The 16,123-nt window shown below is 65.9% G+C and carries 14 protein-coding genes; 7 read left to right on the top strand and 7 right to left on the bottom strand.

The window, feature by feature from the left end:
* Positions 1–101: 101 nt before the first annotated feature.
* Positions 102–1,244 carry a UDP-galactopyranose mutase gene (gene glf / locus NQK35_RS02425; RefSeq protein WP_257114448.1) on the bottom strand — a complete coding sequence of 381 codons (1,143 nt, stop codon included), beginning with the start codon at positions 1,242–1,244 and terminating at the stop codon, positions 102–104.
* Between the two features lie 149 nt (positions 1,245–1,393).
* Between glf and NQK35_RS02420 the strand changes: the two genes are divergently transcribed.
* Genes NQK35_RS02420 through NQK35_RS02410 form a run of 3 tightly spaced genes read left to right on the top strand, consistent with a single transcriptional unit; the run spans position 1,394 to position 3,979 of the window.
* Positions 1,394–2,104 (top strand): LytR/AlgR family response regulator transcription factor, encoded by a 711-nt coding sequence (locus NQK35_RS02420; protein ID WP_257114447.1) that lies wholly within the window; start codon positions 1,394–1,396, stop codon positions 2,102–2,104.
* Position 2,105: 1 nt separating this feature from the next.
* Positions 2,106–3,464 carry an ATP-binding protein gene (locus tag NQK35_RS02415; RefSeq protein ID WP_048725277.1) on the top strand — a complete coding sequence of 453 codons (1,359 nt, stop codon included), beginning with the start codon at positions 2,106–2,108 and terminating at the stop codon, positions 3,462–3,464.
* Positions 3,461–3,979 (top strand): GNAT family N-acetyltransferase, encoded by a 519-nt coding sequence (locus NQK35_RS02410; RefSeq protein ID WP_009211925.1) that lies wholly within the window; start codon positions 3,461–3,463, stop codon positions 3,977–3,979. Before NQK35_RS02415 ends, NQK35_RS02410 begins: the two co-directional genes overlap by 4 nt.
* Positions 3,980–3,989: 10 nt before the next feature.
* Here the strand turns inward: NQK35_RS02410 and NQK35_RS02405 are convergent, their stop codons facing one another.
* The 3 genes from NQK35_RS02405 to NQK35_RS02395 are packed head-to-tail and all read right to left on the bottom strand — an operon-like array spanning position 3,990 to position 8,109.
* Positions 3,990–5,000, bottom strand: a complete 1,011-nt coding sequence (locus NQK35_RS02405) for a glycosyltransferase (RefSeq protein WP_009211926.1) — start codon at positions 4,998–5,000, stop codon at positions 3,990–3,992.
* 30 nt (positions 5,001–5,030) lie between these two features.
* Positions 5,031–5,639 (bottom strand): hypothetical protein, encoded by a 609-nt coding sequence (locus tag NQK35_RS02400; RefSeq protein WP_048725143.1) that lies wholly within the window; start codon positions 5,637–5,639, stop codon positions 5,031–5,033.
* Positions 5,640–5,676: 37 nt separating this feature from the next.
* On the bottom strand, positions 5,677–8,109 hold the full coding sequence (locus NQK35_RS02395) for a glycoside hydrolase family 3 C-terminal domain-containing protein (protein WP_257114446.1): 2,433 nt from the start codon (positions 8,107–8,109) through the stop codon (positions 5,677–5,679).
* Positions 8,110–8,262: 153 nt separating this feature from the next.
* Between NQK35_RS02395 and NQK35_RS02390 the strand changes: the two genes are divergently transcribed.
* The 4 genes from NQK35_RS02390 (at position 8,263) to NQK35_RS02375 (ending at position 11,229) form a co-directional block, all read left to right on the top strand.
* Positions 8,263–9,159 carry an HAD hydrolase family protein gene (locus NQK35_RS02390; RefSeq protein ID WP_048743336.1) on the top strand — a complete coding sequence of 299 codons (897 nt, stop codon included), beginning with the start codon at positions 8,263–8,265 and terminating at the stop codon, positions 9,157–9,159.
* A gap of 53 nt (positions 9,160–9,212) precedes the next feature.
* Positions 9,213–10,421 (top strand): MFS transporter, encoded by a 1,209-nt coding sequence (locus NQK35_RS02385; RefSeq protein WP_373567088.1) that lies wholly within the window; start codon positions 9,213–9,215, stop codon positions 10,419–10,421.
* A gap of 107 nt (positions 10,422–10,528) precedes the next feature.
* Positions 10,529–10,759 (top strand): glucose PTS transporter subunit EIIB, encoded by a 231-nt coding sequence (locus NQK35_RS02380; RefSeq protein WP_009211931.1) that lies wholly within the window; start codon positions 10,529–10,531, stop codon positions 10,757–10,759.
* The gene (locus NQK35_RS02375) at positions 10,756–11,229 is read left to right on the top strand and encodes a PTS sugar transporter subunit IIA (protein WP_048743334.1); all 474 of its coding nucleotides are present in this window, start codon (positions 10,756–10,758) and stop codon (positions 11,227–11,229) included. The genes NQK35_RS02380 and NQK35_RS02375 overlap by 4 nt, the downstream gene beginning before the upstream one ends.
* 66 nt (positions 11,230–11,295) lie before the next feature.
* Here the strand turns inward: NQK35_RS02375 and malQ are convergent, their stop codons facing one another.
* From malQ to ettA, 3 genes are all read right to left on the bottom strand, one after another.
* Positions 11,296–13,446, bottom strand: coding sequence for a 4-alpha-glucanotransferase (malQ, locus tag NQK35_RS02370; protein WP_257114444.1), 2,151 nt, complete (start codon positions 13,444–13,446; stop codon positions 11,296–11,298).
* 41 nt (positions 13,447–13,487) lie between these two features.
* Positions 13,488–13,772, bottom strand: coding sequence for a PTS transporter subunit EIIB (locus tag NQK35_RS02365; protein WP_009211934.1), 285 nt, complete (start codon positions 13,770–13,772; stop codon positions 13,488–13,490).
* Positions 13,773–14,133: 361 nt separating this feature from the next.
* Positions 14,134–15,816 carry an energy-dependent translational throttle protein EttA gene (gene ettA, locus NQK35_RS02360; RefSeq protein ID WP_257114442.1) on the bottom strand — a complete coding sequence of 561 codons (1,683 nt, stop codon included), beginning with the start codon at positions 15,814–15,816 and terminating at the stop codon, positions 14,134–14,136.
* Positions 15,817–16,123 lie beyond the last annotated feature (307 nt).

Raw genomic sequence — 16,123 nt, 5'->3', positions numbered from 1 at the left:
AGCGCGCCGCCTGGCCCGTCATCACGTCGGCTCCCGGCCCCCACTCCGTGGCGCAATCGACGCGAAGGCCCGCGCATCGAAGGGGCAGCCACGCTCTCCCATCAACGCCAGGTGGCGTAGGCCTCGTCCACTTTCGTCAAGGCGGAGGCAATCGCCATGTGCATGTCGAGGTATTGATAGGAGCCGAGTCTGCCACCGAAGAGAACACGATCCTCGCCTGCCGCCATCTCGCGGTACGCGGCCAGGGTCGCACGATCCGACGGGGACGCGATCGGGTAGTACGGTTGGTCGCCGCGGCGCGCGAAGCGGGAGTACTCGCGCTGGATGATCGTGTTGGTCGCGTCCTTGCGGTCTCGTTCGGGGTGCAGGTGAGCGAACTCGTGGATGCGCGTGAAGGGGACGCACTGATCGGAGTAGTTCATGACCGAACACCCCTGGAAGTCGGGCACATCAACGACCTCGGTCTCGAAGTCGAGGGTGCGCCATCCCAGCTGCCCGGCCTCGTAGTCGAAGTACCGATCGATCGCGCCGGTGTAGACGACCGGGACCTGCCCCACGGTTGCTCGCTTGGAGAAAGCGGAGGAGTCGTCGAAGAAGTCCACCCCCGTGTGGACGCTGATGCGCGGGTGATCCACCATGTTCGCGATCCACGCCCCGTACCCGTGGAGAGGCAGCCCCTCGTAGCGGTCCTGGAAGTAGCGGTTCTCGTAGGTGAATCGCACGGGAAGCCGCGTGATGATCGAGGCGTCAAGCTCACGCGGGTCGGTCTGCCACTGCTTGGCGGTGTAGCCCGCGATGAACGCGTCGTAGAGGGGACGCCCAATGAGGCTGACCGCCTTGTCCTCCAGGTTGCGCGGCTCACCCGAGACTTCGGCGGCCTGGCGCGCAATCAGCGAGCGAGCCTCGTCCGGGGAGTAGGCGGCACCGAAGAACTGGTTGATCGTCCCCAGGTTGATCGGCAGCGGGTAGACGACGCCCCGGTAGTTGGCGTACACGCGGTGACGGTAGTCGTTGAAGGACGTGAAGCGGTTCACGTAGCTCCACACGCGCTCGTTCGACGTGTGGAACAGGTGAGTGCCGTAGCGGTGGACCTCCACCCCGGTGGCCTCGTCGATCGAGGAGTACGCGTTGCCGCCGATGTGATCGCGGCGCTCAATGACGGTCACGTCCATGCCGTAGCGTTCCGCCGCCTCACGGGCAACCGTCAGGCCGAAGAAACCAGAACCAACAACGAGCAGATCCACGTTGCTCCCCTTTCGCGCTGTTGGTCCCATCCTAGCTTCCGCGCCCGGCACAGCGCTGGCTCACGGGCCAGGGGCAATGGACGCCTCGGGAAGCGGCCCCGAGGCTCGGATATCCTGGAGGCAAGCCGAGGGGATAAGGGGGTAGCTCGATGGTTCGGATAGCGGTCGTCGAGGACGAGGCCGTCTCGCGCACGCTTCTTCGCGACTATCTGAGGCGCTACGGCGAGGAACGCACCCTCCACATCGACGCGACGTCCTTCACCGATGGCGCGGCAATTGTCGGGGACTACAAGCCCGTCTACGACATCATCCTGATGGACATCCAGATGGCGCACCTGGATGGAATGAGTGCTGCGCGAGCGATCCGCGAGGTCGATCAGGAGGTGATCCTCGTGTTTATCACCTCCGCACCGCAGTTTGCGATCAACGGCTACGAAGTGGGCGCCCTGTCCTACCTGCTCAAGCCCCTCCCCTGGTTCGCGTTTTCTCAGGAGCTCGACCGCTGCATGCGCGCACTGGCCAAACGCCAGAGGGCAAGCCTGCTGCTGCAGTCGGGGGCGACCACGCACCGCGTTGACGTGGCGGACATCGTCTACGCGGAGTCCGTCAAGCACCGGATCGACGTGCACACGCTGTCCGGCGTGTACTCGGTCGTCTCCACGCTCAAGGCCATGGAGGCCGAACTCGCGGGCCACAACTTTTTCCGATCCAACTCGTGCTACCTCGTCTCCCTGGCGCACGTGCGCGGCGTCTCGGATCAGGAGTGCCTCATGACGGGCGGCGATAGCCTGCGCATCTCACGCCCCCGCAGGAAGGCTTTCATGAGCGCGTTGGCCGACTATGCGGGCGGGATCGACTGACGTGTTCGAGTCGCTGCCCGACATTCCCCGACTCTTCACAGCGCTGGCCGAGTGGGGCGCTGGCCTCGTGTACGTGCTCGCCATCGCACGCGCCTCCTGCCCACACGACCTCGCTCCATCGCGTTCGATGCCCCGGTGGCGTATCGCTGTCACGGCAGCGGGCGGGATTGTCGCCTTCGTCGTCACTCAGGAGTTCCTCGGCCACTCTCCCCTGAGCCTGTGGATTCCCGGCATGGGGCTCGCGTTCCTTCTCCTGTGGGGCATGATCGAGGCGGGGACGGGAGCACCGTGGCGGTGGGTGACGCACGTGAGTGTACGCGCGTTCATCGTCGCCGAATTGGCGGCGTCGCTCGCGTGGCAGGTCGTGGTCTTCTTCCACGCTGATCGTGAGTATTGGCGCCCCGAATCTCTCGGCGGTTTCATCGCTCTAGCCTCGGCGTGCCTGGGGATCGTCTACTACTGCGAGCGACGGGTCCTACGCCAGGGCTTGTCGGCGCCCCTCACGCGCGGCGAGCTGGCAGCCACGCTCGTCGTCGGGGTCGCCATCTTCGCCCTGTCAAACCTCAGCTTCGTCTCGACGGCGACACCCTTCTCGGGACGCGCGGGTCTGGAGGTCTTCTACATCCGCACGCTCGTCGACCTGGGCGGCTACGCGATCCTCTTCGCGCAGTACGAGCGCATCCAGCAGAGCGAGACGCAACGCGAGCTCGCATCGATCCAGTCGTCGCTGGAGGCCCAGCACCGCCAGTACCTGTTGGCCAAGGCGGACATGGAGCAGGTGGCCCGCGCCCACCACGACCTCAAACACCAGGTGGCCGCGATCCGAGCCGAGCTGGACCCGGGGCGGGCGGCTGTCTCCTTCGAGGAACTTGAGTCCCAGATCGCGCAGATCGGCCAGCACTACCACAGCGGGCACCCGGTCCTGGACGTCATCCTGACGGCAAAGGGGAAGGTGTGCAGCGCCGAGGGCATCACCTTCACCGCGGTCGCCGACGGATCCCTCCTGACGGGCATGTCCTCGATGGACATCGCCACGCTCTTCGGCAATGCCCTTGACAACGCGATCGAAGCGTCGCGCAGGGTCGGTGAGCCGAGCAAGCGCCTCATCAAACTGGCTCTGTTTCGGCGCGGACGAATGCTCGTGCTCCGGGTCGATAACTGGTTCGACGGTCAGCTGCACGTTGACGCCGGCGGGCGCCTCACGACGATCAAGGCCGACGCCATGCGTCACGGATGGGGCGTGAAGTCGATACAATGGACGGCACGCAAGTACGGCGGACAAGCCGTCACCCGGGCACGCGATCACTGGTTCACTCTGACGGTTCTGCTGCCCTCGACAACGCTTTTGGAGGAACAGTGACAATCATCGACACCGAGCGGCTCCGCTTGCGTCCGTGGAACCGCAGTGACGCGCCCGCTCTCTATGAGCTGGCGAAGGAACCGCGCATCGGCATGGCGTGCGGTTGGCGGCCCTACACGCGCATTGACGACGCCTACGACGGCCTCTCCACCGTGTTGGCAGCCCCCGAAAGCTACGCGGTGACGCTGCGCGAGAGCAACGAGCTGGTGGGCGCCATCGCGCTACGCATGAAGGCAGCGGATCAACGCAACGTCGCCGACCTTGGCTACTGGACCGGCCGCCCCTACTGGGGCAATGGCTACGCCACCGAGGCCGGGCGGGCGATCGTGGACCGCGCCGCCCACCTGGGCTACGCGACGCTGACTCTGTCCTACTTCGAGGGCAACGAGGCCTCGCGCCGGGTCGCGCACAAGCTCGGATTCACGTGGCAGGGGCGCGAAGAGGGCGTGGAGTTCCCCCTCATCGGCAAGCGTGTTAGCCTCCATCGCACGGCGATGGCGCTCACCCAGGGGTAGCGGCCGACTGTCAGTTGAAGCCGAGGACGAATCCCGCAGCCCTGTAGCCCCCGCGCACGACTGCGGGCGAGGCGTGGCGCACCAGCCCTGCGAGAAGGTCCTTGCGCAGGCGCTCGGTGGCCTCCGAGTTGATGTCGTCCATCGTCTCCCAGATCTCTTCCTTGAGCGCGAGGTGTTCGGGGGTTCCCGAGAGCTGGGCCATGACGGAGCACACGACGGCGTTGATGCGCAGGTAGTGCACCATGTATCGCCACAGCTTGTCCTCCACATCGGCCCGCGCCGGCAGTGCCTCGGTCATCGCTCGATTGACCCGGGCCAGCTGGTCCAGCCTCGTGATCATCACTTTTTCGTTGACGGACTGGTCGTCTCGACCGATGAAGTAGCGGTAGAGGTCAACGTCCAGGTACCTGATGGTGCGCACGTAGGGAAGGGGAACGAAGGAATACAGGTAGTCCACGTAGAAGGTGTGCTCCGGCATCACCAAGCCCGAGCTGCGCACAACGTCGGTGCGCATCGTGAGCGCGTGCATCATGAGGTACTGGTCGTAGCGGCAGCGCCCGAGTTCGTCCCACCCGAAGGTGCGCCCACGCGGCAGGACATTGCGGTAGCGGATCGTGACCTTGTGAGCTTTCCCCTGCTTCTCGTAGACGTAGTTGGTCACGAGGAGGTCCAGGTCTCGCCCCGCCTCCCGTTCCTCGCGGAGCACGTCCAGCACGGCGTTTGCCGCGCGCCGGTCCAACCAGTCATCCGAATCCACGACGCGCACGTGCGTGCCGGTGGCAGCCGCCAAACCCGCATTCACTGCCCCGCCGTGTCCCTTGTTCTCCTGGTGAATGACTCTCACGGAGGGGTATCGTGCCGCCCAGTCGTCAGCAATCTCCGCCGTACGGTCCTTGGAACCGTCGTTGACGATGATCGCCTCCAACTCGTCGCCGTACCCCACCAGCGTCGTCAACGCGCGATCGAGGTAGTCCTCAGAGTTGTATGCGGGAACGATCACGGTCAGCAGTGGCGTGCTCACGGGGTCTCCTCTCGATAGTCTCCCCGTAGTCTACTGCCCGCCGCCGACCTGCGCGTCCTCCTCGGGTTTCTGTTTGAAGATCACTTTGAAGATCGGGAAGAACACCCAGAAGGAGACGGCGGCGTTGATGATCATCGTGATCACGTCGGCCAGTGTTTCTCCCCCCGCGCCCAGCGCGTCAATCGACCAGGCGTAGATGGGGTCCTTGTACAGCACCTGCAGCGCGGCCGCCGCCACGGTGATGAGAACGTAGGCAATCGCGTACCAGAAGGCCGCCACGAGGACGGAAGAGTTGGATCTGAAGGTCACCGAACGCTGGGCGAAGAAGTTGATGACCTGGGCGATGAGGAGCGTGATCTCCACGGCCAGGAAGTATGCGACTCCTCCCCCTCCCCCGGCCGCAAGGGCTCCGGAGGGGTAGTCGAAGAGGTAGACGGTGTGTCCGTGGGAGACCCCCACCGGCAGGAACTGCAGGGCCGTGTCCACGAGGCCCGTGTGGGCAAAAGCCGCCTTGAAGGCCGGCATGAGGACCAGCTGGAGGACGGTGATGCCGTTGGAGAGTATGAAGAAGACGATGAACTGTGCGACGGTGCGGTGCTTGTCCTCGAACTTCTTCCACCAGTGCGTGCGTGCCTGCATGAGTGCTCCTTGTCGCGTTGCTGTCGTGGGCGCCGGGTCACCGACGCCGGTCGATCTGTCGTTGCGTTGCCCTGTCGGCTCGCGCATTGGCGACGTAGCCGACGAGAGCGCGGGCCAGCCCCCGGATCGGGTGGCCGTTGACGGCGTCGAGTATGGAGGCGACCATGTCCGCGCTCACCGCGCCCGCGCTCATCTTGGCGATCGCCCGGAAGGGCATATTGAGGACGAAGAGGATGTTCAGGTCCGGGTGCCCACTCGCGTCGGCCTTGGCCTTCATCGCCACGAGCCTGCGGGCGACGAAACGGGCGAGCCCGCTGCGGGCGCGCACCATGTCGGACAGGGGATCGCTGGCGCTCAGCTGATCAGACGGGTGCGCCGTGGGGACGGTGCGGCCCAACAGGACGGCGAACTCACCCATCGTGGCCCCCGCCACGTCGGCGTTGATGTAGTGACCGAGGGCGGGGTCGATCGGGCCGGGAGTGGCTCCTTCGACGTCGAGTGTGGCGCTCAGCGGCGTGTCTTCCACGTTGGGGCCCACCCAGATGGTCCAGGTTCCCCCTTCCGTCTCCCAGGCCGAACGCGAGGTTTCCCAGTGGCGGAACGTGTAGCGGTCGAAGGGGATGGACACTCTCTGGGAGCACCCCGCACGCACCCGGACTTTGGCGAAGCCTTTGAGTTCGCGAACGGGGCCGACGACCCCACCCGGCGAGCTCACGTAGAGCTGGACGACCTCCGTCCCGTCGACGGTCGAGGAGTTCGTGACGGTCAGCGATGCCCCGTCTTTGTCGACGGTGAGGTCGGAGTACTCGAAGGTCGAGTACGACAGGCCGTAGCCGAAGGGGTAGGCGACGTCCACCCCGGCGGATGTGAAGTACCTGTATCCCACGTAGGGTCCCTCGCGGTAGAGGGAGAGGGGGCCGGTGGCCGGATACCAGGCGGCGCTCGGGTGATCGTCGTAGGCGCGGGCGTAGGTCTCGGCCAGGCGCCCCGAGGGGTTGACGGCGCCGGTGAGAACGTCGAGCACCGCGCCCGCGCCACCCTGGCCGCCCAGGTGGGCGTGCACCAGGGCGGGAACCCGCTCGGCCCAGGGCATCTCCACGCTGGCTCCTCCCGACAGGATGATCACGGTCTTCGGGTTGGCGCGGACAACCGCCTCGATGAGTTCGGCCTGTCCGTCGGGTAGGCGCATGTGGGGCCGGTCCAGGCCCTCGGATTCGGCGAGCTCGTCGAGGCCGACGTAGACGAGGGCGACGTCTGCGCGCGCGGCCACGTCGCTGGCCTCGGCCAGGAGCGCGTCGGTGGTGCCGCCGTGACGGGCGTATCCGGGGGCGTAGCCCTCTAGGACGAGGCCTCGGGCGCGCGTTCCGCCATCAGCCAGGAGGTCGTGGGCGCGGTCGAGGCGCGTGGGATTGACCTGCGAGGAACCTGCTCCCTGGTATCGAGGGGTCTCGGCCATATCGCCGATGAGGGCAACCCGAGTCCCCGCTCCCAGCGGAAGCAGGCCCCCCTCGTTGCGCAGGAGCGTGATGGACTCGGCGGCGACGCGCGTGGCGAGTTCGTGGTGTTCGTCTTCGTCGTAGGGCCGGGCGTCGGGCTGCTGTGTAGCGGCGAGGGCCATGTCCACGACCTCCTGGGCGCGAGCGTAGACGTCGGCCTCGTCGAGGCGTCCCTCGGCGACGGCCGCGACGATCTGGCGCGCCCCGTACAGGCCGGGTCCGGGCATCTCGAGGCTGCCTCCGGCGCGCACCGCTGCGACGGCATCGTTGGATCCTCCCCAGTCGGAGATGACCAGGCCGTCAAAGCCCCACTCCGCGCGCAAGATGTCGGTCAGCAGGTGGGCGTTCTCGTGGGCGTAGGTGCCGTTGACGAGGTTGTAGGAGCTCATGATGGCGCGCGGGTGGGCACTGCGGCACACGATCTCGAAGGCGGTGAGGTAGATTTCGCGCATCGTCCGTTCGTCGACGATGGAGTCCGAGGCCATGCGGCGCAGCTCCTGGGAGTTGACGGCGAAGTGCTTGGGGCATGCTGCGGTTCCCATGGATTGTATTCCCTGCACGAGGGCCGCTCCCATGGTTCCGGCGAGGAAGGGGTCCTCGGAGAAGTACTCGAAGTTGCGTCCACACAGGGGGGAGCGCTTGATGCTGAGTCCCGGACCAAGGAGGACGTGCACGCCGAGGGAGCGGGCCTCGAGGCCGAGGGCCTGCCCCATCAGGCGGGCGAGCTCCGGATCCCAGGTCGCGGCGAGGGCGGAGGCGGTGGGAAAACACGTGGCCTTCTCGGAGGCGGCGATGCCGAGGTGGTCTCCGTCTCCGAGCTGTCGGCGCACCCCGTGGGGGCCGTCGCTCATGACGAAGGATGGGATGCCGGCACTGGGGATCTGCCGGGAGTCCCACTGGCTCGCTCCGGACGCCAGGGCGGCGGCTTGCACGAGCGAGAGGCTGCGGGCGTCGGTGACCGGTGTGGGTGTCATGGGTGTGAACTGCCTTTCGCTCCCTCGCCGATTGGGTCGTTGCTTCCATTGTGGGCAAGGCACTCGTTGACGGGAGGGGTGGGCGCATGATCTGTCGTTTGCGGCCCCTGTTCTGCGCGGTGGCGGTGGCGGGCGTGGCGGTAGGATGAGGAGATGAGTGTGCTATCACAGCGCGTGCCTGATGGTCGCGCAGCCGTCTGCCCCTACGCGGTCTTCGTCGACATTGATGGGACCGTGTGCGACTCGCGTCAGCGGGTTCCCTCCTCGGGGGTCAGGGCGCTGCGGGAGGTGCGCGAGCGCGGCCACCGCCTGTTCGCGTGCACGGGGCGATCTGTGCCGGAGGTGTACCCCCGCTTCTGGGAGTTGGGCTTCGAAGGATTGGTCGGTGGAGCGGGAGGCTACGCGGCCGTCGGGCAGAGCGTGCTGCTTGATGAGCGAATGCCTCGAGGCGACATCGACGCGCTGAGCCGCCTGTGGGAGGACCTGGATGCCTTCTACATATGGCAGGGGCCTGATCAGATGGGGCCGTGCGAGGGATACTTGGATTTCTTTGTTGCCGGGGCGGGTATCGAACCGGGAGACTGGGCGGAGTACGCGGAATCGATCTGCCCCTTCATCACGGACATTGGCTCGGGGTCCTTCACGAAGGTGACGGCGTATGTTCCGCCCGCCGGTGCTGTGCTCGATGCCGTGCAGGAGGCACTGCCCACAGGCTACCGAGCGATCATCGGGTCGGTGGGCGCGGGCGGCTACGTGCCCATCGAGGTTCTTCCCTCGCACCTGTCGAAGGCCGTCGGCATCCGCGCGGTGTGCGAGCACGTGGGGATCCCATTGTCGCGAAGTGTCGCGATCGGTGATTCGAACAACGACGTGGAGGCCGTGGCCGCGGCGGGGATCGGTGTCAGCATTGGCTCGGGGTGCGAGGCGCTCGTCGAGGTCGCTGACATCATCGCTCCGTCGGTTGACGCTGGCGGCCTGGCCTGGGGGTTGGCCACCGCCCTGGCGGGAGCCGACCCGCGCGGGCAGGCCCAATCCGGTGGCCGCGGGTGAGCGGCGCGATTCGCCAGTGGCTTGGCCACCCCCTGACTCGCAACTCGGCGTTCATGCACCTGTGGGCGGGACAGAGCGCCGCGCAGGTCGGTTTCCAGGTGGGGACGCTGGCCACCTCGGCCATCGCGATTACGATGCTTCACGCGAGCGAGTCGCAGGTCGGCGCCCTCGCGGCCGTGCAGACCCTGGCGTTCCTGCTTGTCGGCCTCCCGGCGGGCGCCTGGGTTGACAGGTGGTCGAAGCGCCGCGTCATGATCAGCGCCAACCTCGCGCGCATCGCCGCCCTCGTCTCGGTTCCGCTCGCCTACGCGTGTTTTTCGCTGACTCTCACCCACCTGATGCTCGTCGCCGGCCTGCTTGGCCTCTCCACGGTCTTCTTCGACGTGGCCTACCAGTCCTACGTTCCGGAAGTGGCCTCCAAGCGCTACATCGGGGCGGCCAACGGTCGCCTCGAGATCTCTTTTCAGGTTGGGCGTGCGGGTGGCCCCGGCCTGGGCGGCTGGCTCCTCGGCGTCGTTGCCCCTCCCCTGGCCTACCTGCTGACCGCATCGACCTACGCGTTCTCAACGTGGGCGATCTGGCGGATTCGCACCCCCGAGTGTGAGCGCCTGCGTCCCACGTCCTCCCTGGGCACCCAGATCCGTGAGGGGGTGGCCTTCGTGCGCGGCCACCGCCTGCTTTTTCCGCTCTTTTCGTGCATCGCGTGCGCCGCTTGTGCCGCAGCGGGGATCAACGTGCTCCTGCCCGTTCTCGTGCTGCGCACGCTGGGCATGAGCGCCACCGGGCTGGGCATCGTGCTGAGTGTCGGCGCGCTCGGGGGGCTCCTCGGAGCGCTCACACGCTCGGCGTGGATCAACCGGCTCGGGATCGGTCGATCCATTGTCATCACCAACATCGCCGGGGTCACGGTTCTGGTGTTCCAGCCGGCAGCCGTCCATTTTCCCGGCTTGGCTCCGTGGGTGATCGCGGGGGCCGGGGTCATCTCCTCGTACTTCCAGACGATCTACAACGTGACGCAGATGAGCCTGCGTCAGGAGGTGTGTCCCACCGCCATGCTGGGTCGCATGAACGCGACGTTCCGCTTCGCGGTGTGGGGAGTGATGCCACTGGGAGCGTTCGCCTCGGGTACGCTCGCGACGTGGGTGGGGGTGGAAGCCGCGATGTACGTCGTCATCGCGGTGGCCGTTGCGTCGGGGGTCGCCATGGGTTTCACACCCGCGGCACGCATCCGGGGCGCCAGCCTCGTTCCCGGGATCTCATAATGTGACGCGCTCCCGATCTCGCAATCGTGTCGCCGAGGCATCGCAGGCGTTACCATAAGTGTGAGGAAAACCGCACCTGTTTCGGTGATCGAGCCAAGGAGGACGCCATGAGCACCGCAACGACCATCGTTGACGCCCTGGGTGGGTGGGACAACATCTCCAATCTCGAGGCCTGCATCACGCGCATCCGCCTCGATTGCGCCAACACCGATCTCGTTGACGAGGCGCAGCTGCGGGCCGCAGGCGCTTTCGACGTCGTCATCGTTGGCGACGCCGTTCAGGTCGTCATGGGCCCCGATTCCGAGGACATCGTCGCGGCCATGAACGAGACTCGGTGAGCGTGGTTGTCCGCGCGCCCTTCGCGGCGCGCGTCCTGCCGCTGTCCGGCGTGCCCGACCCTGTGTTCGCCAGCGGTGTCGTCGGACCGGGCCTTGCCCTTGAGCCTTCCTCACAGGCTCGGTGTCTCACCGTCCATTCCCCCATCAACGGCGTCGTTACCAAGCTCAAGCCGCACGCCGCCATTGTCACGTCGACGGGCGGCGCGTCAATTCTCGTTCACCTGGGAATCGACACCGTGAATCTGCGCGGTAAGGGCTTTGCCGCGCTCGTCGACGAGGGCGAGATCGTCGCCGCCGGAGATCCGCTCATCCACTGGGATCTCATGCCCGCTCGCGCGGCTCGGCTGTGCGTGTACGTCCCGTTGATCATCATCAGTGGGCATGAGACCGCGCTCCTCCGCGGTCCGGATGATCTGCCCGCACGCTGCACCGTGCTCGACCCACTCTTCGAGGTTGCGGCACTCCAATAGCATCGAAACCATGCGATTGAGCCCCGCGGAATGATCGCCGCGGGGCTCAACTGTTGCACGACCGGATTATCGCACCGATTCGCGCAGCAGGGCGAACAGTGAGGTCAGGCGCTCGTTGGAGGACAGGTCCTCGGTTCCGACCTCTTCGCCGTCCGAATCGCACAGCGGCACGCACCAGTTCGGGTACAGGTCGGCGCCCGTTCCCGGCATGTTCTGCGGACGCACGTCCCCCACCGCGTCAACGAGGGAAGCAACGACCAGCTTCGACGGCGTTCGGGCGACGTAGCGATACAGCCCCTCGACGATCTCGCGCTCGCTGGGCTCGGCGCCGTCGATGCAGCCGTACTCGTGAAGACGGGCGACAACCCGTTCAAGTTCGAGTCGATCCGAGGAACGAACGGTGTCGATGTCGTCGGTCAGCAGGCCCAGCTCCGAGCGCAGGGTGGTCTGGATGCCTCGAATGTAGCCCAATGTTGGCGGCAGGTCGTGAATATTGACGGCGGCGAGCGCACGGTCACGGTAATGTTCGGGACGCAGCGGCCACCCGCCCCCGTCCTTCTCGAACCAGACCACGGAGGTACCCAGCACGCCGCGCTCGCGCAGGTAGTCGCGTACCCACGGCTCGACGACGCCCAGGTCTTCACCGATGACCACGGCCCCGGCGCGCTGGGCTTCCAGGAGGATCACGCCCATCATCGCCTCGTGGTCGTAGTACACGTAGGTTCCCTCGGTGGCGCCACAGCCGTCCGGAATCCACCACAGCCGGAACATCCCAAGAATGTGGTCGATCCTGACGGCGCCCGCGTTCGCCAGGGCAGCGCGCACCATGTCACGCAGGGGCAGGTAGCCCGACTCGGCGAGGCTGCGCGGAGACCACGGCGGCTGGGACCAGTTCTGCCCCTGCTGCGAGTAGACGTCCGGCGGAGCACCCACGCACATACCGGAGGCGAAGAGCTCGGGTCGGCTCCACTTCTCCGACCCAAAGCCGTGGACTCCCACCGCCAGGTCAGCCATAATGCCGATCTCCATGCCGACCTCGCGCGCGACCTGCTGGGCGCGCTCCAGCTGCTGGGCAGCAACCCACTGGCACCACTCATAGAAGTCGACTCGATCGGCGAGCTCAAGCCGTTCGAGCTCAACGCGGGGTGCCGACGAACGGGACAGGTCCTCGGGCAGCTCGATGCTTCCCTCGCGTTCCACGAGGGCACACCACAGCGCGTAGTTGGACAGCTCCGTTCCGCCGTTCTCCACGAAGTGCTGGAGCTGGGACTCGCGATGGTAGGAGCGCGGCTGAGCAAAGATCAGCTCGAGCGCCTTACGCTTGGCTTCCCACGAACGATCCCGGTCGATGAGGTCCTCGCGGGTCGCGAACTGTCGGGTCTCCTGACGCAACTCCTCGATGGCTGCCCGTGATGCCTCGGGCAGGGCACCGTACTCATCGATATCCTCCGGGCGGATGTAGATCGGGTTGAGCCAGCGACGCGACACCGGCAGGTAGGGCGAGGTTTCGAGGGGTGAGACAGGCTGGGAGGCGTGAACGGGGTTGATGAGGAGGAAGTCGGCGCCCCGGTCGGCACACACGGCGGCGAGGTCGGCAAGGTCGGAGGCGTCACCGATCCCCCACGAGCCGGTCGACCGCGTTGAGTACAGCTGAGCATTAACACCCCAGGCACGGCGCGGGGATTCCAGGAGGGGCACAGACAGGGCATGGGGGACGATGATGAGCGTCGCCGACTCAACGTGTCCTCCCTCGACAGTGGCGACGAGGCGGTGCCACCCGAGCGGCAGCCAGTGCGGCACGTCGAATGTGGCGCGGCCGATCATCCGCCCGTCAATCATGCGCGGCGGGACGTAGCGGTCGAGCTGCTCGCAGAATCCCTTGCGGCCATCCTCCAGGACCCATTGGACGTTCACCCAGGAGCCGTCCGGGACGTGCACGGGGAACTCGTAGCCTCCGCCCTGTCGGGCGACGATGGTCGGTGGGAGGGTTCTGCGCCAGGGACGTTCCTCGGTGAGACGAAGCGCGTCATCAACGTCAGCCGTGCTCGAGGATTCGTCAAGGGGCAGGCCGAGGGCGCCGAGAACCTTCAGGAGGGTGTGGGCGCCGACGCCCACCCAATTCCCATACCAGTCCCAGAAGCCGGTTGCGACGCCGTTGGCGTCGGCGAGCCGCCTCAGCTGTTCGATGTTGTCAGATGCGGGAGCGGGGAGAGTCACGACAAAGCCTTCTACGTTGTGGGCTGAGAACACTCTTCATTTTAGGCGTGCGCGCGCTGGGGAAGAACATCCACTGGCGTGTCATGGGCCACGGAATCAAGAGTGGAGATCATTGCACCGGCGATATCATCCGAGGGCTCACCGCAGACCACCTGTACGACGTCTCCGGAGCGCACGACAGCCAAGACGCCGTCAACGCGCAGCGCTGCTTCATCGACGGCCCGTTGAGACTTCACCTGGATGCGGATACGCATCGTGCAGGGTTCGACCTCGACAATGTTGAGGTGTCCTCCCAGCGCGTCAATGAGCGCTTGCTCGATCGCCATCGGAGCCCCTTTCGCACCGTCGGTAATTTGGGATACGAGTCACATGGTAGATGTGACCTACGCGAAAGGCAAGTGCATTTCGCTACACGAGTTGCCAGCCTGTCAAGCCCACGATGCAGGGTAGACTTCCTCGCCATTGACCGACGAGCGTCCTCGACGGCTCCATTGTCAAGAGGGCAGCGCACACACGCCGGGACCTTGGACCCACGAGACGCGCGCACGCATGCCCGATCGTTGGCTCCCGATGATTGGCCTGCAAGGAGGCGCGTCGGCCATGTGGGACACTCTCCGATGCGCCACCCACCCGTCGCAGCTGCGCGCGGGGGAGAGCCCTCAGACCCTCCCCCGCGCGCGACCGCTGTCAGTCGCGCGTCAGTTTCCGATGCGTGACACGGTGGGGATTCGCGGCCGCCTCGCCCAGGCGCGCCACCTTGTTCTTCTCGTAGGCCTCGAAGTTGCCCTCGAACCAGTACCAGTTGTCGGGCTGATCCTCCGTGCCCTCCCATGCCAGGATGTGGGTCGCCACCCGGTCCAGGAACCAGCGATCGTGCGTGACGACGACGGCGCAGCCAGGGAACGCAAGGAGCGCGTTCTCCAGGGAGCCGAGGGTCTCGACGTCCAGATCGTTCGTGGGCTCGTCGAGCAGGAGCAGGTTGCCGCCCTGCTTGAGGGTCAGCGCAAGGTTCAGGCGATTGCGCTCGCCACCCGACAGAACGCCCGCCGGCTTTTGCTGATCCGGTCCCTTGAAGCCGAAGGCTGAGACGTAGGCACGCGAGGGCATCTCGACGTTGCCGACCTGGATGAAGTCCAAGCCGTCGGAGACCACCTGCCACAGGGTCTTCTCCGGGTCGATGCCCGCGCGACTCTGGTCGACGTAGCTGATCTTGACGGTCTCCCCGATCGTCAATTCACCGCCGTCGAGGGGCTCGAGACCGACAATCGTCTTGAACAGCGTCGTCTTTCCGACGCCATTGGGGCCGATAACGCCGACGATTCCGTTGCGCGGCAGGGAGAACGACAGGCCATTGATGAGGGAACGTCCGTCAAAGCCCTTCTTCAGGTCCTTCGCCTCGATGACGACGCTGCCCAGGCGCGGCCCCGGCGGAATCTGAATCTCCTCGAAGTCGAGCTTGCGGGTGCGCTCCGCCTCGGCGGCCATCTCCTCGTAGCGGGCCAGACGCGCCTTGGACTTAGCCTGGCGCCCCTTGGCGTTGGAGCGGACCCACTCGAGTTCTTCCTTCAGTCGCTTGGCCAGCTTCGCATCCTTTTGCCCCTGAACCTGCAGGCGCTTCTCCTTGGTCTCCAGGTAGGTGGAGTAGTTGCCCTCGTAGGGGTAGAGGTGGCCGCGATCAACCTCGGCGATCCAGCCGGCAACGTGATCCAGGAAGTAGCGGTCGTGGGTGACGGCGATGACGGCGCCCGGGTACGACGCGAGGTGCTTCTCTAGCCACAGGACGGACTCGGCGTCCAGGTGGTTGGTCGGCTCGTCGAGCAGGAGCAGGTCGGGCGCCTCAATGAGGAGCTTGCACAGGGCGACGCGACGACGCTCACCGCCGGAGAGGACGGAGACGGGCTGGTCCGAGGGAGGACAGCGCAGCGCGTCCATCGCCTGCTCCAGCTGGGAGTCAATGTCCCATGCGCCTGCGGCGTCGATCTCGGTCTGGAGCTTGCCCATCTCCTCCATGAGCGCGTCGAAGTCCGCATCCGGGTTGGCCATCTCTTCGGAGATCTCGTTGAAACGGGCGAGCTTGGCGAAGGTGTCGGCGGCCCCCAGGCGCACGTTCTCGATGACGGTCATGGACTCATCCAGAACCGGCTCCTGCATGAGAATGCCAACCGAGTATCCGGGGGTCAGGCGAGCCTCGCCGTTGGAGGGCTCGTCGAGTCCGGCCATAATCTTCAGGATCGAGGACTTACCGGCCCCGTTGGGGCCGACCATGCCGATCTTCGCTCCGGGGAAGAAACTCATGGTCACATCGTCGAGGATGACCTTGTCACCGATGGCCTTGCGGGCCTTGATCATCTGATAAATAAACTCCGCCACGTTACTCCGTTCGGGTGGTTCGGGGCGCGCAAGCGCGCGCGTGTCTCCCCTATCGTAGCGACCCCGGACGCGGCTACGGGCCGACCAGCACGCCCGGCGCACCGGTGATCCTTCTCTCAGGGGAAAAACGTGGGAAAATCGCGCCTTCCGCGCACTTCCTGGCATCGCGCTTGGTTACGCAAGCGTAGTGATTCACGAACAACTACTGCAACTTTTGAAGAAGCATGTGCGCGTCCCTGACTTTTAAGACAAACTTTGAAGTACTGCGGGGTCTCGCCCCGCCATCTCCCGTGCCACGAAGGAAGGA

The sequence above is a fragment of the Schaalia odontolytica genome, assembly GCF_024584435.1.
GTDB lineage: Bacteria > Actinomycetota > Actinomycetes > Actinomycetales > Actinomycetaceae > Pauljensenia.
This window is presented reverse-complemented; position numbering and strand designations above follow the sequence as displayed.